This window comes from Luteimonas huabeiensis HB2 (genome assembly GCF_000559025.1).
Lineage (GTDB): Bacteria > Pseudomonadota > Gammaproteobacteria > Xanthomonadales > Xanthomonadaceae > Luteimonas > Luteimonas huabeiensis.
The window spans coordinates 80330-101050 of sequence record NZ_JAAN01000024.1; the positions used below are offsets into that span (position 1 = coordinate 80330).

At 72.2% G+C, this 20721-nt stretch carries 21 protein-coding genes; 16 read left to right on the forward strand and 5 right to left on the reverse strand.

Going from position 1 to position 20721, the window contains the following annotated elements; genetic code table 11:
- Positions 1–26: 26 nt before the first annotated feature.
- The 6 genes from Z164_RS0110035 (at position 27) to Z164_RS22460 (ending at position 5689) form a co-directional block, all read left to right on the forward strand.
- The gene (locus tag Z164_RS0110035) at positions 27–1061 is read left to right on the forward strand and encodes an Lnb N-terminal periplasmic domain-containing protein (RefSeq protein WP_052338404.1); all 1035 of its coding nucleotides are present in this window, start codon (positions 27–29) and stop codon (positions 1059–1061) included.
- 38 nt (positions 1062–1099) lie between these two features.
- Positions 1100–1312: an RNA-binding S4 domain-containing protein gene (locus Z164_RS0110040; RefSeq protein WP_024890570.1), complete on the forward strand. Its 213-nt coding sequence runs from the start codon at positions 1100–1102 to the stop codon at positions 1310–1312.
- Positions 1313–1418: 106 nt separating this feature from the next.
- A complete protein-coding gene (locus tag Z164_RS0110045; protein WP_024890571.1) occupies positions 1419–2261 on the forward strand; it encodes an N-formylglutamate amidohydrolase in 843 nt (280 codons plus the stop codon).
- Positions 2258–3463: a peptidase MATCAP family protein gene (locus tag Z164_RS0110050; protein ID WP_024890572.1), complete on the forward strand. Its 1206-nt coding sequence runs from the start codon at positions 2258–2260 to the stop codon at positions 3461–3463. The genes Z164_RS0110045 and Z164_RS0110050 overlap by 4 nt, the downstream gene beginning before the upstream one ends.
- Positions 3460–4521 (forward strand): ATP-grasp domain-containing protein, encoded by a 1062-nt coding sequence (locus tag Z164_RS0110055; RefSeq protein ID WP_201769592.1) that lies wholly within the window; start codon positions 3460–3462, stop codon positions 4519–4521. Before Z164_RS0110050 ends, Z164_RS0110055 begins: the two co-directional genes overlap by 4 nt.
- Before the next feature lie 325 nt (positions 4522–4846).
- On the forward strand, positions 4847–5689 hold the full coding sequence (locus Z164_RS22460; protein WP_152540916.1) for a hypothetical protein: 843 nt from the start codon (positions 4847–4849) through the stop codon (positions 5687–5689).
- Between the two features lie 139 nt (positions 5690–5828).
- On the opposite strand, the gene Z164_RS0110060 is transcribed toward Z164_RS22460, so the two are convergent.
- Complete coding sequence (locus Z164_RS0110060; protein WP_024890574.1) at positions 5829–6170, reverse strand: zinc ribbon domain-containing protein YjdM; 342 nt, start codon at positions 6168–6170, stop codon at positions 5829–5831.
- A gap of 104 nt (positions 6171–6274) precedes the next feature.
- On the opposite strand from Z164_RS0110060, the gene Z164_RS0110065 reads away from it, so the two are divergent.
- On the forward strand, positions 6275–7984 hold the full coding sequence (locus Z164_RS0110065) for an AMP-binding protein (protein ID WP_024890575.1): 1710 nt from the start codon (positions 6275–6277) through the stop codon (positions 7982–7984).
- A 21-nt stretch (positions 7985–8005) separates the two neighbouring features.
- On the opposite strand, the gene Z164_RS0110070 is transcribed toward Z164_RS0110065, so the two are convergent.
- Positions 8006–8578 carry an NUDIX hydrolase gene (locus Z164_RS0110070; protein WP_201769593.1) on the reverse strand — a complete coding sequence of 191 codons (573 nt, stop codon included), beginning with the start codon at positions 8576–8578 and terminating at the stop codon, positions 8006–8008.
- A gap of 164 nt (positions 8579–8742) precedes the next feature.
- Between Z164_RS0110070 and Z164_RS0110075 the strand changes: the two genes are divergently transcribed.
- Together Z164_RS0110075 and Z164_RS0110080 are read left to right on the forward strand one after the other, a co-directional pair.
- Positions 8743–10245 carry an amino acid permease gene (locus Z164_RS0110075; RefSeq protein ID WP_024890577.1) on the forward strand — a complete coding sequence of 501 codons (1503 nt, stop codon included), beginning with the start codon at positions 8743–8745 and terminating at the stop codon, positions 10243–10245.
- Positions 10246–10300: 55 nt separating this feature from the next.
- Positions 10301–11596: an amino acid permease gene (locus Z164_RS0110080; RefSeq protein WP_024890578.1), complete on the forward strand. Its 1296-nt coding sequence runs from the start codon at positions 10301–10303 to the stop codon at positions 11594–11596.
- Positions 11597–11701: 105 nt separating this feature from the next.
- Here Z164_RS0110080 and Z164_RS0110085 read toward each other — a convergent pair whose 3' ends face one another.
- The gene (locus Z164_RS0110085; protein WP_024890579.1) at positions 11702–13024 is read right to left on the reverse strand and encodes a dicarboxylate/amino acid:cation symporter; all 1323 of its coding nucleotides are present in this window, start codon (positions 13022–13024) and stop codon (positions 11702–11704) included.
- 138 nt (positions 13025–13162) lie between these two features.
- Here Z164_RS0110085 and Z164_RS0110090 point away from each other — a divergent pair, with 138 nt between their 5' ends.
- From Z164_RS0110090 to Z164_RS0110105, 4 genes are all read left to right on the forward strand, one after another.
- Complete coding sequence (locus tag Z164_RS0110090) at positions 13163–13804, forward strand: methylthioribulose 1-phosphate dehydratase (protein ID WP_024890580.1); 642 nt, start codon at positions 13163–13165, stop codon at positions 13802–13804.
- 120 nt (positions 13805–13924) lie between these two features.
- Positions 13925–14473, forward strand: a complete 549-nt coding sequence (locus Z164_RS20315) for a 1,2-dihydroxy-3-keto-5-methylthiopentene dioxygenase (RefSeq protein WP_043689739.1) — start codon at positions 13925–13927, stop codon at positions 14471–14473.
- The gene (gene mtnC, locus Z164_RS0110100) at positions 14470–15180 is read left to right on the forward strand and encodes an acireductone synthase (RefSeq protein ID WP_043689742.1); all 711 of its coding nucleotides are present in this window, start codon (positions 14470–14472) and stop codon (positions 15178–15180) included. The genes Z164_RS20315 and mtnC overlap by 4 nt, the downstream gene beginning before the upstream one ends.
- 3 nt (positions 15181–15183) lie before the next feature.
- Entirely contained in the window at positions 15184–16071 is an 888-nt protein-coding gene (locus Z164_RS0110105; RefSeq protein WP_024890582.1) for a C13 family peptidase, read from the forward strand.
- Between the two features lie 23 nt (positions 16072–16094).
- Here the strand turns inward: Z164_RS0110105 and Z164_RS0110110 are convergent, their stop codons facing one another.
- Positions 16095–17645, reverse strand: coding sequence for a calcineurin-like phosphoesterase C-terminal domain-containing protein (locus tag Z164_RS0110110; RefSeq protein WP_024890583.1), 1551 nt, complete (start codon positions 17643–17645; stop codon positions 16095–16097).
- 119 nt (positions 17646–17764) lie between these two features.
- Here Z164_RS0110110 and Z164_RS0110115 point away from each other — a divergent pair, with 119 nt between their 5' ends.
- Positions 17765–18364 carry a mechanosensitive ion channel family protein gene (locus Z164_RS0110115; protein ID WP_024890584.1) on the forward strand — a complete coding sequence of 200 codons (600 nt, stop codon included), beginning with the start codon at positions 17765–17767 and terminating at the stop codon, positions 18362–18364.
- 13 nt (positions 18365–18377) lie between these two features.
- Here Z164_RS0110115 and Z164_RS23340 read toward each other — a convergent pair whose 3' ends face one another.
- Positions 18378–18623, reverse strand: coding sequence for a DksA/TraR family C4-type zinc finger protein (locus tag Z164_RS23340; protein ID WP_043689799.1), 246 nt, complete (start codon positions 18621–18623; stop codon positions 18378–18380).
- A 340-nt stretch (positions 18624–18963) separates the two neighbouring features.
- Here Z164_RS23340 and Z164_RS0110125 point away from each other — a divergent pair, with 340 nt between their 5' ends.
- Positions 18964–19350 (forward strand): hypothetical protein, encoded by a 387-nt coding sequence (locus Z164_RS0110125; protein ID WP_024890586.1) that lies wholly within the window; start codon positions 18964–18966, stop codon positions 19348–19350.
- Between the two features lie 38 nt (positions 19351–19388).
- Positions 19389–20654: a TIGR03862 family flavoprotein gene (locus Z164_RS0110130; protein WP_024890587.1), complete on the forward strand. Its 1266-nt coding sequence runs from the start codon at positions 19389–19391 to the stop codon at positions 20652–20654.
- Positions 20655–20721 lie beyond the last annotated feature (67 nt).

Sequence of the window (20721 nt, forward strand, 5' to 3'; positions counted from 1 at the left end):
GCGCCCTGGCGCGCCCGCGCCGACCGATGACGCAGCCGGCCGCCCAAGCCCCCGGGCGCCGGCGCGCGGCGCTGCGCATCGCGCTCGCGACGCTCGCGCTGGCCTGCGCGGCCTGGGGCGCGCTGGCGCTGTGGTACCAGGGCCCGTCGCCGCCCGCGCTGCGCGCCGCGTTGCCCGCGCTCTGGCTCGCGCTGACCGCGGCGGCCGTCCGCGGGCTGTGGACCGGGCGCCGTGCCGCCCCGCTGCTGTGGGCGGCCGCTTTCGCCGTCCTGCTCGGCTGGTGGAGCACGCTCGCGCCCTCGCACGACCGGGTCTGGGCGGACGACGTCGCGCGGCTGCTGCGCGCCGAGATCGACGGCGACCGCGTGGTCCTGCACGAGGTCCGCGACTTCGAATGGCGCACGCCGGACGACTACGACGTGCGCTGGGAAACCCGCAGCTACGACCTGCGCCGCCTGCGCAGCGCCGACCTGGTGCTGTCGTACTGGATGGGCCCGGCGATCGCCCACACCCTGGTCTCGTTCGGCTTCGACGACGGCCAGCGGCTGGTGTTCTCGCTGGAGATCCGCAAGGAACGCCACGAGCGCTTCTCGGCCATCGGCGGCTTCTTCCGCCAGTTCGAGCAGGTGCTGATCGCCGCCGACGAGCGCGACATCGTGCGCACCCGCAGCAACGCCCGCGGCGAGGACGTGTACCTGTACCGGCTGAACGTGCCGCCGCAGGACCTGCGCGCGCTGTTCCTGGGCTATCTGGACGAGGCCGAGCGCATCCGCCGCGAGCCGGCGTTCTACAACACCGCGACCAGCAACTGCACCACGATCGTGTTCGAGCTGGCCCGCCGGCTGGCGCCCGGGCTGCCGCTGGACCCGCGCCTGCTGCTGTCGGGCTACTTCGACGGCTACGTCCACGACCAGGGCGGGCTGACGCCCGGGGTCGACCTGGCGACGCTGCGCGCGCGCGGCCACATCAACGCGCGCGCCCGCGCCGCCAGCCGGGACGACTACTCCCGCGCCATCCGCGTCGGCGTGCCCGGCGTGCCGCCGGAGGAGACCGCGCCGTAGCGGCGGTGCGCGCCTCAGGTCCGTGCGAAGATGCGCGCATGCCCCGCATCCGCTTCGCGCTCGACCGCGACTTCGTCGAACTCAACCAATTGCTCAAGCTCGTCGGGCTGGTCGACAGCGGCGGCGCCGGCAAGGCGCTGGTGGCCGCCGGCGAGGTGCGCGTGGACGGCGCGGTCGAGCTGCGCAAGACCGCCAAGATCCGCGCCGGCCAGCGCGTGCGCGTCGGCGAGGTGGAGATCGAGGTCGCATAGCGCGGTCCGACGCCGGCAGCGATGCCTGACGCCGCGTGCATCTGCCTGAACGCCGCCGGCGCGTCTCCACGGGCGCCTCATGCGACGGCGGCCAGCATGCGCGGCCATGAACCACGCAACCGCTGCCTCTTCCCGCTGGCTGCGCGAGGCGAAGTGCCTGGCCGTACGCCCCTGCGAAGACTGGGACCTGGTCCTGGGCGACGGCCCGGTGCTGGCGGCCGCGATCCACGATGGGCACGCCATGCGCGATTCGCTGCGCGAGCGGCTGCTGATCGACACCGAGACCCGCCGCCGCGACGAGGACCCGCTGACCGGGCTGTTCGCCGGCGTCGGGGATGTCCGCCTGCGGGCGCGCCGCTCGCGCTTCGAGGTCGATCTGAACCGCCCGCGCGACAAGGCGCTGTCCAGCGATCCTGCCGACACCTGGGGCATCCGCTTCTGGAACGGCGAGCTGCCGGCCGAGGAAATCGAGCACTCGCAGGCCATCCACGACCGCTTCTATGCGATGGCGGCCGAGCTGCTGGACGCCCTGCTCGATCGCCACGGCAGCCTGCTGGTGCTCGACCTGCACAGCTACAACCACCGCCGCGACGGCGCCGAAGCCGCGCCCGCGCCGGCCGACGGCAATCCGGAGATCGATCTCGGCGCGACCACGCTCGACCGCGGCCGCTGGGGCGAGGTGGTGGACGCGTTCGCCGATGCCCTGCGCGCGCAGCCGGTCGCCGGCGCCCGCCCCGACGTGCGCGAGAACGTGCGCTATCCGGGCGGCGGCTACTTCCCGGAGTGGATCCACGCCCGCTACGGCAACCGGATCTGCACGCTGTCCATCGAGTACAAGAAGACCTTCATGGACGAGTGGACCGGCCAGGCCGACATCGCGCGCCTGTATGACCTGCGCGAGGGCCTGGAGCGCGCGGTGGCCGCGGTGCGCGGCGCGTTCGGCGCATGAACACCGCCGCGCGGCCCGCCGATACCGCGCCGCGCGCGCTGCCGCCGGTGGCTGCGGCGGTGGACGCGGAACTGGCCAGGCTCGACGCCGAACTCGACTGGCTGCTGGCGCTGTCGCCGATCGGCAACGACGCGCTGTGGCGGGCCTTCGAGGACAGCGGCCGCCAGGAAGCGCCGGCGCTGCGCTACATCGACCTCGGACTCGACCTCGATACCGCCCGCGCGCGCCTGGAAGCGCTGCCGGTGGAGAACATCGAATCGCCGCTGCTGGCCGGCCTGCTGGCCGAGAAGCGCGACGAACTCGTGCGGCAGGTCGAGCTGGTGCGGCTGCGCGGCCGTCCCGGCTTCGTCGAGGCCAGCGTGGCGCTGTTCGGCGGCGTCGAACCCGAATTGCTGGCGCTGGCCGAACGGATCCTGCGCGAGGTGCCGACCAGCGCACCGCTGCCCGCCGACGCCGGCATCGACGAGACGATGGCCGCGGTCGAGGCCGAACTGGCCTGGTACGGCGAGCGCGCGCCGGACTTCCATGCCGAGGTCATCGTCGATACCGACCTCAACTCGATGATGATGGTCTCGCACGGCACGTTCTACGTGGACGGCAACCTGCGCCTGCCGCGCGCGCGCCTGCAGCCGCTGATCCAGCACGAGATCGGCACCCACGTGGTCACCCGCCACAACGGCGCGCGGCAACCGCTGGCGCAACTGAAAGTGGGACTGGCCCACTACGATCCGCTGCAGGAAGGGCTGGGCGTGCTGGCGGAATTCCTGGCCGGCTACCTGCCGGGCGAGCGCCTGCGGGTGCTGGCCGCGCGCGTGGTCGCCACCGCGATGGCGCTGGAAGGCGGCGACGTGCCTGGAATCTTCGAGCGGCTGCACGCCGCCGAGGGGCTGCCGACCGACGACGCCTTCGACGTGGCGGTGCGCGCGCTGCGCGGCGGCGGGCTGACCAAGGACGCGGTGTACCTGCGCGGCCTGCGCGACCTGGTCGCGTACCTGCACGCCGGCGGCGACTTCGAGGCACTGTTCGCCGGCAAGTTCGCGCTCGCCCACCTGCCCGCGCTCGAAGCGCTGCGGGGGGCGGGCTGGCTGGCCCCGCCCGCGCTGCTGCCGCGCTACTGCGGCGGCGACGATTTCCCGCACCGGCTGTCGCTGTGCCGCAGCCTGCCCGTGCACCGCCTCTACCACACGGAACCCGCCGCATGACCCGCGCCGCCATCGCCATCGGCTTCGTCGTCAACCGCATCGAGACCGAGCAGGACAACTACACCACCATCCGCCTGGCCCGGACCGCCGCCGCGCGCGGCCATCGCGTCGCCGTGATCGGGCTGGGCGACTTCATCTACGACGCCGACGGCCGCGTCTGCGCCAGGGCGCGCATCCCGCGCCGCGGCGACTACGCCGACGACGCCGCGCTGCTGGCCGAGCTGCAGGCCGAGGACGCGACCAGCGAGCGCATCTGCGTCGAGGATCTGGACGTGCTGATACTGCGCAGCGATCCGGCCGAGGAACTGGAGGACCGGCCCTGGGCGCCCAACAGCGGCCTGCTGTTCGCGCAGCTGGCCGCGGCCAAGCACGTCATCGTGCTCAACGATCCGACCCACCTCACCGACGCCGCCAACAAGACCTATTTCCAGCACTTCCCCGAAGCCCTGCGGCCCGAGACCTGCATCACCCTGAACCCCGACGAGATCAAGGCCTTCATCGCCGCCCACGGCGGCCACGGGGTCATCAAGCCGCTGCAGGGTTCCGGCGGCCAGAGCGTGTTCGTGGTGGCCCCCGACAGCGAGGCCAACCTCAACCAGATGATCGACGCGGTGGTCCGCGACGGCTACGCCATCGTGCAGGAGTACCTGCCGGCGGCGAAAGATGGCGACCTGCGCCTGCTCACCCTCAACGGCCGCCCGTTGCGGGTCGACGGCACCTACGCCTGCCTGCGCCGCTACAGCGGCAGCGGCGACGCGCGCAGCAACATCAGCGCCGGCGGCCGCTACGAGGCCGCCGAGCCCGACGCCGACGCGCTTCGCCTTGCCGAGATCGCGGCCCCGAAACTGGTGCGCGACGGCATGTACTTCGCCGGCCTGGACATCGTCGGCGACAAGATGATGGAGATCAACGTCGACACGCCGGGCGGCCTGAACATGATCGAGGACCTCACCGGCGTGGACTTCAGCGGGCACATCGTCGCCGACCTGGAGCGCAAGGTGCACCTGCGCGACCAGTACGGCCGCACCCTGCGCAACGTCGAGCTGGCGATGCTGTAGAGGCTGGGCCGTAGAGGCCGGGATCGCACCCGATCCCTCGCGCCCCGCGCCGTTGCTGTCGCTCGCCACCGGACCGGCGGCCTCCCCGCTCGCGGCGTTCGCGGACCTCGCGGCCGCATTCGGGGCCGGACCCACTGCTTGCGGTCGGCGTCGGCATCGGCACGCTGGCTCAGCCTACCGCCATGCGCCGAATCACAGCGGATCGAACGCTGCGTCCATATGCGGCTACGGGCAAGAGCCCCGAATCATGTCGAAGAAACGGACTTGACGCGAACAAAATCCGACCACCAGACTCCCCCGCGCTACCTCGTTGGCGGAACAGCACATGAGCACTAAGGGGATATGCTTTCTTTTGGCACTATGCGCTTCACTCCTCGCCTCCGCCTGCGCAGGATTACCCGCCACCGGTGAATTCTGGGCCGTGAGGCAAATCAGATTCGGTGGCAGCGAGTTCATCGACTCCACCAGCGCTTTGGAGGGGGATCCATCAACCCCTCTTAAACGGGAAATTTCGAGCACGATCGTGGCGAGCGCGGCTGCAAAGGATGGCTCGATGTTGACGGTGGCCAGAGACACCGAATTCGATAGCCCCGCGTGGAACGACACGGAATGGCTGCATGAAGAAATCGAGAACGCAGTCCACTGGCTAAGATATGCGTCCGAACGCGCAGAAAGACCGATCGACCTGAGATTGGTCTTCGTAAGACCTGAGTCGAGACTGAGAATAGTCAGGCGCCACGAGGCGACGGATTACGCAATCATCGAAATCTATGTCACGGCAAGCGACGAATCCAACATCGCCTTCAGAACCTCCGTCAGAAACTCGATATCCACGGGCCTGCACGAGAGCCTGCATGCCAGTGCGGCAGCGGCAGCCCGGAAGCAAGACGAAGAATACCTGGCCGCGTTTCTCGAGATATGCTTTCTTTCGTCTCTGTTGACGACGAACGACAGATTGCACTTGCCTGCCGTCCCTCCGGCGCAACACGGGCCACGGGTATTGAGGAGAAGCGCTGACGGCGCGCGGAGAGCATTGCAAGAAGCCCGTACCGTGATTGGTGGATCGGCCACTCTCGAGGGTACCGACGAGGACGCGAGAAAGGCGATCGCCAACCATTGCCAATCGACGCTCGATCGTGCAATCCGGCGCCGGAAGCCCGGACGGTAAGCAATGCGGCCAGTGCAGGCCAGCTCCATGGCCACGCGTTATCGCCGCCACGCTTCCCGGTCAACTGCAGGGAGCCTGGTGAATTTGCCGGCGACCGGGCCCCGCCGCTTCGCTGCACCCGATTCGGAAGACGCCTCGCTCAGGCCTTGCGCAGGAACTGCGTCTTCAGCACCAGGCCCTTGATCTTGTCGGAATGGCCTTCGATGTGCTCCGGGTCGTCCTCGACCAGGCGGATGTTGCGGATCACCGTGCCCTGCTTGAGCGGGATCGACGATCCCTTGACCTTGAGGTCCTTGATCACCACGACGGTGTCGCCGGCGGCCAGCGGGTTGCCGTTGCTGTCGCGCACCACCGGACCGGCGGCCTCCTCGCTCGCGGCGCTGGCGGGCCATTCGTGGCCGCAATCGGGGCAGACCCACTGGTCGCGGTCGGCGTAGACGTTGGAGCGCCCGCACTGCGGGCAATCGGGAAACTCGGACATCGTGGGTTCCTGGAAAGCGCGCCGTATTGTAGGCGATCGCCTGCGGTGCGCCCGGCGCGCGGTCGCGGTTAGGATGGAGCCCCGCCCGTTCCGTGCGCCAGCCGATGTCCCGCACCGCCCCGCTCGCCACCAGCCACGTCCGCGGCGCCGACGCGCCCCCGCTGCTGGAGGAGACCGTCGGCGCGCTGCTGGCGCGCATCGCCCGCACCTGGCCGGATCGCCCCGCGCTGGTGGTGCCGCCGCAAGGCGTGCGGATGGACTGGCGCGCGCTGGACCGCGCGGTCTCGCGGCTGGCCGCCGGGTTGCTGGCGCTGGGCCTGTCGCCGGGCGACCGCGTCGGCATCTGGTCGCTCAACCGCGCCGAATGGGTGCTGATGCAGTTCGCCACCGCGCGCGCCGGCCTGGTGCTGGTCAACATCAACCCGGCCTACCGCAGCCACGAACTCGAATACGCGCTCACCCGCGTGGGCTGCCGCGCGCTGGTGCTGGCGCGCGCGTTCAAGACCTCGCGCTACCTGGACATGCTGCGCGAGCTGGCCCCGGAGCTGGCGCGGGCCGCGCCGGGGCTGCTGTTCGCCGAGCGCCTGCCGGACCTGCGCCACGTGCTGGTGCTGGGCGAAGGCGAGGACGTGCCCGGCGCCTGGCGCTTCGACGACGTGGCCGCCTGCGACGATGCCGCGGCGCACGCGCGGCTGCGCGCGGTCGAGCCCGGCCTGCGGCCGGAGCAGCCGATCAACATCCAGTTCACCTCCGGCACCACCGGCTCGCCCAAGGGCGCGACCCTCACCCACCGCAACATTCTCAACAACGGCTGGTTCGTCGGCGAGCGCATGCGCCTGACCGAGCACGACCGGCTGTGCATCCCGGTGCCGTTCTACCACTGCTTCGGCATGGTGCTGGGCAACCTGGCCTGTGCGACCCACGGCAGCTGCATGGTGGTGCCGGGCGAAGGCTTCGACCCGCAGGCCACCCTGCGCACCGTGCAGGCCGAACGCTGCACCGCCCTGCACGGGGTGCCGACGATGTTCATCGCCATGCTCGGCCTGCCCGACTTCGACGCCTACGACCTCTCCAGCCTGCGCACCGGGATCATGGCCGGCTCGCCCTGCCCGGTGGACGTCATGAAACGGGTGGTCTCGCGCATGCATATGAGCGAGGTCACCATCGCCTACGGCATGACCGAGACCAGCCCGGTCAGCTTCCAGACCACGCCCGACGACCCGCTCGACCGGCGCGTCGATTCGGTCGGCCGCATCCACCCGCACGTGGAGGCGAAGCTCGTCGACGCCGACGGCCGCACCGTGGCGCCGGGCGAGACCGGGGAGCTGTGGACGCGCGGCTATTCGGTGATGCGCGGCTACTGGGGCGAGCCGCAGCGCACCGCCGAGGTGCTCGACGCCGACGGCTGGATGCGCACCGGCGACCTGGCCACGCTCGATGCCGACGGCTATTGCCGCATCGTCGGCCGGCTCAAGGACATGCTGATCCGCGGCGGCGAGAACGTGTACCCGCGCGAGATCGAGGAGTTCCTGCACGGCCACCCGGCGATCGCCGACGTGCAGGTGTTCGGGGTGCCGGACGCGCGCTTCGGCGAGGAGATCTGCGCCTGGATCCGGCTCGCCGAAGGCGCCCAGCTCGACGAGGAGGCGGTGCGCGCGTTCTGCCGCGGCCGCATCGCGCACTACAAGGTGCCGCGCTACGTGCGCTTCGTGGAGACCTTCCCGATGACCGTTTCGGGCAAGGCGCAGAAGTACCTCATGCGCGAGGCGATGCGCGCCGAGCTGGGGCTGGCCGGGGACGGCGATCCGCCGTAGCCGTCCCCGCCCGGCGCGCCCCTACGCCGCCGGCGCGCGCGCCAGCCACTTGCGCGCCATGCGGCGCAGCGAGGGATCGGCGTCGCCGTCGCGCGCGAGGTCGTCGATGCCGCGCCAGGCCAGCGCCAGCGATTCCGCGCTGACCGCGCAGCGCTCGTCGGCGCCGGCGCGGACCACGTAGCGCACGTCGTAGTGCCAGTGCGCCGGCACCCCGCCGTGCTCGGGGATGCGGTGGCGGTCGAGGTCGAAGATGCCCGGCTCCAGCCGCAGCCCGGCGACGCCGGTCTCCTCCTGCGCCTCGCGCAACGCCACGGCCGCCAGGTCCGGATCGCCATCGGCATGGCCGCCGGGCTGCAGCCAGCGGCCGAGCTTGCGGTGGTGCACCAGCAGCGTGCGCCGGCCGTCGGCGCTGACCAGCCAGGCCGAGGCGGTGAAGTGGCCGGCGAGGCGCTCGCGCACGAACGGATCCGCGGCGTCCCCGGCGAGTTCGATGAATGCGGCGGTCGCCGCCGCCTCCTCGCGCCAGCGGCGCCCGTAGGCGGCCAGTTCGGCGGCCAGGCGGGGGCGACGGCTGGTCGCGGCGGGCATCGGCATCGGCGGTTCCGGCAGGCGGGTCGCGGCATTATCCCTGCCTTCATGCGCTTGTGATCGTCCTGCAGCTTTGGCAAGGTACGGCGGTTGCGGGGGCGCGGCACGACGACCGCCGGCACCGATCATCGCGGCCGCGGCGATCGAGAACTCATCCTTCGGGGAACCAGATGTTCAACAACCTGCTCATCAAGAAGCCGATCCAGGCCCAGCCGCACGTGGACGCAGGGGAGCCCGTCGAAGGAAGCATCCGGGGGGAAGCGACGTTCAAGCGCACGCTCACCGCCAAGCATCTGGTGATGCTCGGCCTGGGCGCGGTCATCGGTGCGGGCATCTTCGTCATCACCGGAACCGCCGCGGCCAATCACGCCGGCCCGGCGATCATGCTCAGCTTCGTCATCGCCGGATTCGCCTGCGCCATGGCCGGCCTCTGCTACGCCGAGTTCGCGGCCATGATCCCCGCCTCGGGCAGCGCCTACAGCTACACCTACGCCACGCTGGGCGAAGCGGTGGCCTGGTTCGTCGGCTGGAGCCTGGTGCTCGAGTACCTGTTCGCCGCGTCCACCGTGGCCGTCGGCTGGTCCGGCTATACGCTCAGCTTCCTGGAAAGCATCGGGATCCACATTCCCGCCGCGCTCAGCCAGGCGCCGATCAATTTCTGCACGCACGAGGCGGCCTCGGCCGGCACCTGCGAGTTCGGTAGCTTCGTGCTCACGGGCGCGCTGTTCAACCTGCCGGCGGTGCTGATCATCGCCGCCGTCGCGACGCTGTGCTACGTCGGCATCACCCAGTCGGCGACCGCGAACGCCATCATCGTGTCGGTCAAGGTGCTGGTGATCCTGCTGCTGCTGGGGTTCGGCGCGCAGTACGTGAACGCCGAGAACTGGCTGCCCTTCGTGCCGGAGAACCAGGGCGGCGACCGCTTCGGCTGGGAAGGGGTCGTGCGCGGCGCCTCGATCGTGTTCTTCGCCTACATCGGCTTCGACGCGGTGTCCACCGCGGCGCAGGAGGTGAAGAACCCGCAGCGCGACATGCCGATCGGCATCCTCGGCTCGCTCCTGCTGTGCACGGTGATCTACATCGCGGTCTCGGCGGTGTTGACCGGCATCGCGCCCTACACGTCGCTGGGCACGGCCAAGCCCGTCGCCACCGCGCTGGAAGCCTATCCCGCCCTGTCCTGGCTCAAGAGCCTGGTCGAGATCGGCGCCATCGCCGGCCTGACGACGGTGATCCTGGTCATGCTGATGGGGCAGCCGCGCATCTTCTATTCGATGGCCCAGGACGGGCTGCTGCCGCGCTTCTTCGGGGCGATCCACCCGAAGTTCCAGACGCCCCACAAGGGCACCGTGCTGGTCGCGCTGATCGCCGCCGTCATGGCCGCGCTGCTGCCGATCCAGTTGCTGGGCGACGTGGTGTCGATGGGCACCCTGGTGGCCTTCGCCACCGTCTGCATCGGCGTGATGGTCCTGCGGCGCACGCAGCCGGGCCTGCACCGCCCGTTCCGCGTTCCCGCGGTCTATCTGGTCGGCACGCTGGGCGTGCTCTTCTGCCTGGGTCTGGTCGCGATCATGCCGCTGCTCAACTGGCTGGTGCTGCTGAGCTGGACGGTGATCGGCTTCATCGTCTACTTCGCCTACGGCTACCGCCGGAGCAAGCTGCGCCACCCGCGCTGACCGGGCCGCACGGCCGCGCCCGCCCGTCCCCGTCCTGGCCGAACCGGCACCGCCCATGACAACCCACGCCAAGAAGATCGGCCCGGTGCTCGCGACCTTCATGGTCGCCAACAACATGATCGGCTCCGGCTTCTTCCTGCTGCCGGCCACGCTGGCCAAGTCGGGCGCGGTGACCGCGCTGAGCTGGCTGCTGGCCACCGCGCTGGCGGTGGTGCTGGGCGCCGCGTTCGCGCGGCTGGCGCGGCTGTATCCGCACATGGATTCCCCGGACGACTACGTGCGCCCGGTGCTCGGCCGCGACCTCGCCTTCCTCACCAGCACGCTGTACTGGATCTCCTCCTGGATCGGCAACAACGCGATCGCGGTGGCGGCCTTCGGCTACCTGATCCTGCTGCTGCCGGTGGACGACGGCTACGGCGTGCGCCTGGCCGGCCAGCTGCTGCTGATCTGGTTGATGTTCGCGCTGAACCTGATGGGCCCGCGGCCGATCGCGCGCTTCCAGTCGTTCTGCGTGATCTTCGGCCTGCTGCCGGTGGCCTGCGTGCTGGGCGCCGGCTGGGCGAGCTTCGACGGCGAGATCTACCGCAGCGCCTGGAACGTGTCCGGGCAGTCGGACGCGGCGGTGATGTTCGGCTCGCTGGCGCCGATCTTCTGGGCCTTCGTCGGCCTGGAGACCGGGGCGATGGTGGCCGGCGTGGTCGACGACCCGGACCGCAACGTGCCGCGCGCGACCATCGGCGGCATCCTGATCGCCGGCACCGTGTACCTGATCTCCTCGGTGCTGATGATGGGCATCGTGCCGGCGGAGGTGCTGGCCGAGTCCAGCGCGCCGTTCGCGCTGGTGGCCGGCGAGATGTTCGGCGCGTGGGCGATCCCGGCGATGGCCGCCGCGGCCGCGATCAAGGCCACCGGCACCCTGGGCGGCTGGATGCTGGTCTCCGGCGAGACCGGCGCGCGCGCCGCCCAGCGCGGCTACCTGCCCGCGATCTTCGGCCGCCTGCGCGACAACGGCTCGGCCGGCTGGGGCCTGCTGATCGTGACCGTGTCGATGAGCGCGCTGGCGGTGCTGACCCTGGCGCCGACGGTCGGCGACCAGTTCGAGACGCTGATCGAGATGGTGGTGATGCTGGTGGTGATGGCCTACGCCTCCGCCGGCCTGGCGCTGCTGCTGGGCACCCGCGCACGACCGTCCAGCGGGCGCGAGCGCATGCTCGGCATGGGCGCGCTGGTCGCCTGCGGCCTGCTGGTCTGGTCGACGCCGGCCGATACCCTGATCGGCTCGATGATCATCGCCCTGCTGGCCTGGGCGGCCTACCGCGGCTTCGCCCGCCGCGCGACCGACGCCGCCTGAGCGCGCGCCTGCCGCGCCGCCCAGCGCAGGGCGCGCACAGGCCGCTTTCGCAGCCGGCCGCCCGCATCCTCGGCGGCAGCGGCCGCCGCCACGCTTCCGCGGCGCTCAGCCGGCGCCCGGCTCCGGCGCCGCGGCCTGGCCGTCCTCGCGGACCTCGCCGCGGGCCACGATGGCCGCCAGCGCCAGGTCGCCGGTCACGTTGAGCGTGGTCCGGCACATGTCCAGGAAATGGTTGACGCCCAGGATCAGGCCGATGCCGATCGGGTTCACGCCCACCATGGCGCAGATCAGCGCCACCACCGGCAGCGAACCGGAGGGCACGCCCGCGGTGCCGATGCCGCCCAGGATGCACACCAGCATCACCATCAACTGCTGGCCCAGGGTCAGGTCCACGCCGAAGAACTGCGCCAGGAACAGCACCGTCACGCCCTCGAACAGCGCGGTGCCGTTCTGGTTGGCGGTGGCGCCCACGGTCAGCACGAAGCGCGAGACCTTGGTCGGCAGGCGCAGGTTGTCCTCGGCCACCCGCAGCGCGGTCGGCAGGGTGGCGTTGCTGGAGGCGGTGGAGAACGCCATCACCGCGGCCTCCTGGATGCCGCGGAAGAACGCCAGCGGCGAATAGCCGGCCAGGCGCAGCGCGACCGAGTAGCTGACGAACATGTGCAGCGCCAGCGCGCCGACCACCACGCCCACGTAGGCGCCCAGGCGCAGCAGCAGCTCGAAGCCGAACACCGCCGCCAGGTTGAACATGAAGCAGAAGACCGCGTAGGGGGCGAGGCGGATGACCAGGTTGATCAGGGTCATCGAGACCTCGAACACGCCGTCGATGACGCGCTTGAGCGAGGCGGTCTTCTGCGGGTCCGACAGCACCAGGCCGACGCCGAACATCACCGCGAAGAACATCAGCGCCAGGATCGAGGCGTTGTCGGAGGCGGCGCTGATGACGTTGTCGGGCACGATCGACAGCAGCATGTCCATGCCGCGGGGCGTCTCGTCCACGCTGCTGACGATCTGCTGGGTGCGCTCGGTGTTCTGCGCGATCAGCGAATCCGCCAGCGCCCGGTCCACGCCCGCGCCGGGCTGCAGCCAGTTGACCATCAGCAGGCCGATCAGCACCGCCAGCGCCGACAGCACCACCGTGTACGCCAGCGTCCGCCAGCCGATGCGCCCCAGCGCGCGCACGTCGCCCATCTCGGCGATGCCCGCCACCAGCGCCGAGAACAGCAGCGGCACGATGAGCATGAAGATGAGATTGAGGAAGATCGACGAGAACGGCGTGGTGACGTAGCGGGTGAAGGCATCGACCCAGGCCGCGTCCGCGCTGGTCAGGTAGGCCACCAGGCCCGCAGCGAGGCCGGCGCCGAAGCCGATGGCCATCTTCCAGTGGAGCGGCAGCTTGCGGCGGCCGGGTGCGGCGGAATGCGACATGGATTCTCTCTCTCCCGAAAAGCCGGCCAAGCTTAGCAGCGCGGCGGATCGGCGCGGGCGGCCCGGCGCGCGCCGACGCCGCGGGCGCGATGCGCGCGGCGAGCCGGTATAGTGATGCCTGGCCACGGAATTCCCGCCATGAGCGCCGTCCCCTACGACCACCACCGGCTGTGCGAACTCGCCGGCGAGATCATCGTCAACGTCCGCGAGCTGGCCGCGCTCGGCTGGACGCCGGCCACCAGCAGCAACTTCTCGCGCCGGCTCGATGCGCGCCACGCCGCGATCACCGTCTCCGGGCGCGACAAGGGCCGCCTGCGCGAGGCCGACATCATGGTCGTGGACATGGAGGGCGAGGCCGTCGGCAGCGACCACCGCCCCTCCGCCGAGACGCTGCTGCACACCCAGCTCTACCGCCGCTTCGACGACGTCGGCTGCGTGCTGCACACCCACTCGCGCACCCAGACCGTCGCCTCGCGGCTGTTCGCCGGCGAAGGCCGGGTACGGCTGGAGGGCTACGAACTGCTGAAGGCGTTCCGCGGCAACGACACCCACGAGGTGGCGCTGGACCTGCCGGTGCTGCCCAACAGCCAGCACATGCCCACCCTCGCCGCCCAGGTGGACGCCCTGCTCGACCGCCAGCCCCTGTGGGGCTACCTGATCGACGGCCACGGCCTGTACGCCTGGGGCCGGGACATGGCCGAGGCGCGCCGGCATCTGGAGGCGTTCGAGTTCCTGCTGGGCTGCGAGCTGGACCTGCGCCGGCTCGGCATGCGCGCCTGAACGGCCGCGCGCGGCGTTGCGCCCGCGCGCGGCCTGTGTTCCGCCGCGAGACTCCCCATTTCCCGCCCGATTGCTAGTCTGAGGGGCCTTTTCATCTGGCCCGCCAGGAGATCCCCCGCCATGAGCCGCCTGCGCATCTTCGCCGACGACGCCCCCGACACCCCGCTGCTGGTCACCCAGGACGGCGACGAGATCGCCCGCGAGCTGGCCAAGATCGGCGCCGGCTTCGAACGCTGGCGGGCCAGCCGGCCGGTGGAGCCCGGCGCCTCGCAGGAAGAGGTCATCGCCGCCTACAAGGCCGACATCGACCGCCTGGTCGCCGAGCGCGGCTTCAACAGCGTGGACGTCATCAGCATCGCCCCGGACAACCCGAACAAGGACGCGCTGCGCAGCAAGTTCCTGGACGAACACTTCCACCAGGAGGACGAGGTCCGCTTCTTCGTCGCCGGCTCCGGCCTGTTCACCCTGCACGTGGGCGACAAGGTCTACGAGATCGAGTGCGTGAAGGACGACCTGATCAGCGTGCCCGACGGCACCACCCACTGGTTCGACATGGGCCCGGAGCCGTACTTCGTGGCGATCCGCTTCTTCCAGAAGCCGGACGGCTGGGTCGGGCACTTCACCGGCTCCGACATCGCGCGGAAGTTCCCGCGCTACGAGCGCGCATGAGCACGGCCGCCGACCTGCCGGCGACGGTCCTGACCGACATCGAGGGGACCACCAGCAGCATCTCCTTCGTCAAGGAGGTGCTGTTCCCCTACGCGCGCGAGCACCTGCCGGCCTTCGTCGCCGCGCACGGGCGCGAGCCCGGGGTGCGGCGCTGGCTGGACCAGGTCGCCGCGGAGACCGGCGCCGACGGCGACGAGGCGGTGGTGCGCACGCTGCAGCAGTGGATCGACGCCGACCGCAAGCACACCGCGCTCAAGGCTCTGCAGGGCCTAATCTGGGAGGAAGGCTATCGCCAGGGCGCCTACGCCGCGCACGTCTATCCCGACGCCGCTCGCGCGCTGCGCGCCTGGCACGCCGCCGGCCGCCGGATCGCGGTGTACTCGTCCGGCTCGGTGCCGGCGCAGAAGCTGTTCTTCGGCCACAGCGAAGCCGGCGACCTGCGCGCCCTGGTCTCGGCCTGGTTCGACACCGAGACCGGCGGCAAGCGCGAGGCCGCCAGCTACGCGCGCATCGCCCAGGCGCTGGGCACGGCGCCGGGCGAGATCGTGTTCCTGTCCGACGTGGTCGAGGAACTCGACGCCGCGCGCGAGAGCGGGCTGCGCACGGTGCTCCTGGACCGCCGCGAGGACTATCCCGAACCGCGCGAGGGCGAGGCCGCCCACGGCCACCCGCGCATCGAGCGCTTCGACCAGCTCGAACCGGCCTAGGCGATGGCCGCGCACGCCGCTCGCGCCTGGCCGCTGGTTCTGGCCGCCCTGCTCGTCGCGCTGCCGCCGGGCGCCCGCGCCGCCGAGCCGACCTGGCAGGCCAGCGATCGCGAACGGATCGACGCCACGATCGCGGCGATGCCGGCGCAGCGCCCGGGCGTGCCCGACCTCTACGTGCTGGGCGTGGCCGGCGACGGCCAGGAGGACGTGTTCCGCAACGAGGTGCTGCACCTGGAGCGGGTGGCCGCGCAGCGGCTGGGCAACGGCGGCCGCACCCTGACCCTGATCAACCACCCCGACAGCCTCGGCGACGCGCCGCGCGCGCTGGCCAACCTGGACAACCTGCGCTACGCGCTGGCCGCGCTCGGCCGCGCGATGGATCCCGACGAGGACCTCCTGCTGCTGTTCGTCACCACCCACGGCAGCGAGGACCACGCCCTGGCCGCGGTGCTGCGGCCGATGGTCGACGAGGAGATCCGCCCCAAGCAACTGCGCGAGGCGCTGGATGCGGCCGGCATCCGCCACCGCGTGCTGGCGATCTCGGCCTGTTTCTCCGGCGGCTTCGTGCCCGAGCTGAAATCGCCCGACACCCTGCTGATCACCGCGGCCGCGTCCGACCGGCCCTCGTTCGGCTGCGGCGCCGATGCCGACCTCACCTTCTTCGGCCGCGCCTGGCTGGTGGACGGCCTGAACCGCCGCCCCGACTTCATCGCCGCCTACGACGACGCCACCCGCGCCATCGCCCGGCGCGAGCGCGCGGAGGGGTTCGCGCCCTCGCTGCCGCAGCTGGCGGTGGGCGCGCGCATCGGCGAGCGCCTGCAGGCCTGGCGCGCCAGCATCGAGCCCGGGCCCGCGGTGCCGTTCAAGGCGCCGCCGCGCAGCGCGCCGTAACGGCTTCCGGCGCGCTCGTACCGCTACGGCGAGTCCGCGCCCGCCGGCGGCCATGCCTCCAGCCGGTAGTCCAGGCTGCCGCGCTGCTCGCCCTGCCAGCGATCGAAGGCGCGCACCTCCACCCGGTGCGCGCCGAGCGCCAGGTCGGTCGGCAACGCGCCGCGCCACAGGTGCGTCGACGGGACCGCCTCCGGCGACCGGTCGCGCCCGCGCAGGCGCTCGGCCAGGTCGTCGCGCGCGTTCTCCAGCGTCAGCCGCGGATCCGGCCGCACCACGCGCTGCATCGGCCGCCATTCGCCATCGCCGATGCGGTACTCCACGCGCGTGTCCGGCAGGCCCATGAAGACGTTGGCGTACACGCCCCAGGCCGGGTAGGCGCCCTGCCGCAGCACCTTCGGCGCATGCAGGGCCATCGCCTCGGTGAAGGCGGCGGATTGGCCGGCGCGCGCCGGCCGCCACGCCAGCGCGTAGTCGCCGCCGCCGGCCACGCGCAGCACCGCGTGGCCGTGCGGGGTGCCATCGACCATCGTCGCATCGGGAATCCCGCGCGCGTCCGGCGCGCCGCTCCAGAACGCGCCGCTGGCCGCGCCGACGTTGAACTCGTGCAGCGGCCGCGTTCCGGGCCAGCCGGCCGCGGCATCGTGGAAGACGTGCTGCAGCTCGTGGCGGTGGCCGCTGAGCACCAGCGTGCGCGGGTGCGCGGCCAGCAGCGCGTACAGGCGCTGCCGGTCGGCGGCGCGGAAGGTTTCGCGGTCGGCCGGGGCGTCGAACAGCGGAATGTGCAGCATCAGCACCAGCAGGCGGTCGCGCGGCACGGTCGGCAGGTAGGTCTCGAGGAACTCGAACTGCGATTCGCGCAGGCCGCCGATGTAACCCGGCCGCCCGCCGGGACGGTGGATCACGTCGTCCAGACCGACGAAGACCGCCTCCGGCTCCTCCCAGGCGAAGGTGTCGGGCCCGTAGGCGGCGCGGAAGCTGCGCAGCGAGTCCTCGTCGTTCGCCGCGTCCAGGTCGAGGTCGTGGTTGCCGGGCACGTGCAGCCACGGCACGCCGAGCTGCGCGGTCGCCGCGTTGAGCGCCGGGTACAGCGAGACGTCGTCGTCGACCACGTCGCCCAGGGTGAGTCCCAGCGCGGCGCGATGGCGCCCGACCAGCGGCGCGACCACGCTGTCGCGGTAGTAGCCCACCTGCTCGGGATCGCCGGTCTGCGGGTCGGTGAACACCAGCACCTCGAGCGCCTCGCGCCGCACGGGCTCGGGCCGCAGGACGAAGTCGCAGTCGCCCGCGTCGGCACCGCGCCAGGTATCGGGCAGGCCGTCGGCGCGCGCGGGCGCGGCGTACCCCGCCGGCTTGATCGCGAACACCGGCCCCTGCGGCGCCTCGGGCAGCGCATAGCGCCCCTGCGCGTCGGTCGTGGCGATGCGGCGCCCGTCGGAGACCCGCACGCCCGGCAGGCCGCTCGCGCCGGCCGCGTGCTCGCCCATGGCGAGCACGCGGCCGCTGCGGCAGGCCGCGGCGGCGTCCCAGGTCGGCAGCAGGGCGAGAACGGCGAGCAGGAGCAGCGGCGTGCGCATCGCGGGCGGTCGGCTGGGCGGAAGTGCGCATTATGCGACGGCGCGGATGGCATGTTCGGGACCCGGGCGCCGCGCCGCTAGAATGACCGGTCCCGATCCGTGTACAAGGCCGCGACCACATGCGCGAGCGACTGCCGCTCTGGCTCCAGGACTGGCTCGGCGTGATCGTGCCGATCGCGCAGGTGGTGCTGATCCTGGTCGTGGCCTGGCTGCTGCTGCGCCTGGTCCGGCGCATCATCGGCCGCGTCAACGCCCGCTACGAGTTGCCGCCGGAGCTGGCGGTCGGCACCCGCCGGGTGTTCGGCTTCGTGATCTACGGCGGCGCGCTGCTGCTGATCCTGGAGCGGCTGGGCGTGTCCGGTACGGTGCTGTGGACGGCCTTCACCGGCTTCGCGGCCGTGGCCGCGGTGGCGTTCTTCGCTGCCTGGAGCGTGCTGTCGAACATCTTCTGCACCATCCTGATCTTCACCACGCGGCCGTTCCGGCTGCACGACTACATCGAGATCCTGGACAACGGCGAGAAGCCGGGCCTGCGCGGGCGGGTGAGCGACATCAACCTCGTCTACACCACCCTGCAGGAAACCGGCGGCAGCGGCGCCGGCACCGTCCTGCAGGTGCCCAACAACCTGTTCTTCCAGCGCACCGTGCGGCGCTGGCGCGGCGCCCCGCTGCCGCCCCCGCCGCAGATCCCGGGCGGCGCGCCGCGCGTGCAGGAATGAGCGCCCGTCGCGCTCAGCGCAGCTGGCTGTCCTTGCTGCCGCGGCGGTTGTAGCCGGCGGCGGCGCCCTGGGCGCGGTCCTCGGCTTCCTGGCAATCCACGCACAGGCGCACCCCCGGCACCGCCCGGCGCCGCGCCTGCGGGATCTCCGCGTCGCACGTCTCGCAGCGGGACAGCCCGGGCCCCTGGCCCAGCCGGCTGCGCGCGCGCTTGATCGCATCCTCGACGGTCGCGTCGATCCAGGGCCGGTTAGCGCGAATGGCATGCCTCGCACCGGTCCAGCGGGCGTGCGCGGCAAGGAAGAACGACGGCGCGTATGTCGATACGCAATGGAGTGATGACGCGGCTGCGCGCGTCCGCTGGGCCGGCCCTGCGGGTGGCCTGGCGGCCACGGGGAGCCATGCGAGGTATGCCATTCGCGCTAACCGGCCCTATCCTGTACCGCGCCGTCGCCGGCCCATCCGGTCGCCATGTCCGCGTCTCCGAAACGCCTGGGGATGACGCAAGATGGGGGCCGGCACCGGTCGCGGCAAGACGGCGTCGCCCGGCGTTCAGCCGCGCATCCCGTAGGATGGGCCCCGCGATCGAACGGAACCCGAGATGTCCAGATTCTCCAAGGCCCGCCGCGATGCGCGGCGCAGGGCCGACCCGGCGCGGCCGATCCGCCGCCTGGGCGACGCGCTGCAGGTCCAGGCGCGCCTGACCGACGAGGCCGGCGAGACCGTCGCCGCGGCCGCGCTGCGCGACGGCGAATGGCTGCTGCTGCTCGACGGCCGCACCGCCGCGGCCACCGACAGCGCATCGATGGCGCTGGCGATGCTGCGCCACGTTGCCCAGCGCCGCGAGGGCGAGCCGCTGCGGCTGCGCTGCGCGCCGCAGTTGCGCGCCGCCGCCGCCGAGGAAGCCGCGGCGCACGGGCGCACGCTCGATGCGCATCTGGAAGCGCTCGAGGCCGAGCGCCGCGAACGCCGCGCGCCGGCCGCCTGAGCCGCCCGTCCCGGGCGGCCGCCGGCGATAATGCCGCGATGCCCGTGCCTGCCCTTTCCCTGCCCACCGTCGCGGTCGTCGGCGGCGGCCCTGCCGGCCTGATGGCCGCCGAGACGCTGCGCGCGGCCGGCTGCGAGGTCGACCTGTTCGAGGCCAAGGGCTCGGTGGGGCGCAAGTTCCTGATCGCCGGCAAGGGCGGCCTCAACCTGACCCATTCCGACCCGCCCGAGCGCTTCCGCGAGCGCTACGGCGCGCGCCGCGATGCCGTCGGCGGCTGGCTGCGCGCGTTCGACGCCCAGGCCCTGCGCGAGTGGGCCGCCGGCCTGGGCGTGGGCACCTTCGTCGGCAGCTCCGGCCGGGTGTTTCCCGACGACCTGAAGGCGGCGCCGCTGCTGCGCGGCTGGGTGCGGCGGCTGCGCGAATCCGGGGTGCGCTTCCACGTCCACCACCGCTGGACCGGCTGGGACGCCGGGCACGCGTTGCGCTTCGAGACGCCGGACGGCGAGAAGCGCGTCGAGGCCGCCGCCGCCGTGCTGGCGCTGGGCGGGGCGAGCTGGCCTCAACTCGGTTCCGACGGCGCCTGGGTGCCGTGGCTGCGCGAGGCCGGGATCGAGGTGGCGTCGCTGCGTCCGGCCAACTGCGGCTTCAACGTCGGCTGGAGCGCGCATTTCGCCGCGCGCCACGCCGGCGCCCCGCTCAAGCCGGTGGTGCTGCACTGGCGCGACGGCGCCGGCCGCGCGCGCAGCCTGCAGGGCGAATTCGTGCTGACCGCGACCGGCATCGAGGGCAGCGCGGTGTACGCCATCGCCGCCGACCTGCGCGAGGCCATCGAGCGCGATGGCGAGGCCACGCTCGCGCTGGACCTCGTGCCGGGCCGCGACGCCGCGCGTCTGGCGCGCGAACTGGCCCGTCCGCGCGGCAAGCGCAGCCTCGGCGAGCACCTGCGCCGCAGCGCCGGCATCGCCGGCGCGCGCGCGGGCCTGCTGCGCGAGCTGTGCCCGCAGGACACGCTGCAGGACCCGGCGCGACTGGCCGCGGCGGCGAAGGCGCTGCCGCTGCGCCTGCTGCGCCCGCGCCCGGTCGCCGAGGCGATCAGCACCGCCGGCGGGATCGCGCTGGAGGCGCTGACGCCGGAGCTGATGCTGCGCGCGCGGCCCGGCTGCTTCGCCGCGGGCGAGATGCTGGACTGGGAGGCCCCCACCGGCGGCTACCTGCTGACCGCCTGCTTCGCCAGCGGCCGCATCGCCGCGCAGGGCGCGCTCGCCTACCTGCGCGAATCCGCAAGCCGCGCGGCGCGGGCCTGAGCGCGTTCCCAGCGGCGGGAACGGTCGCGCTTGCGCTACCCTACGCCGGATTCCCGAATCCCGGATG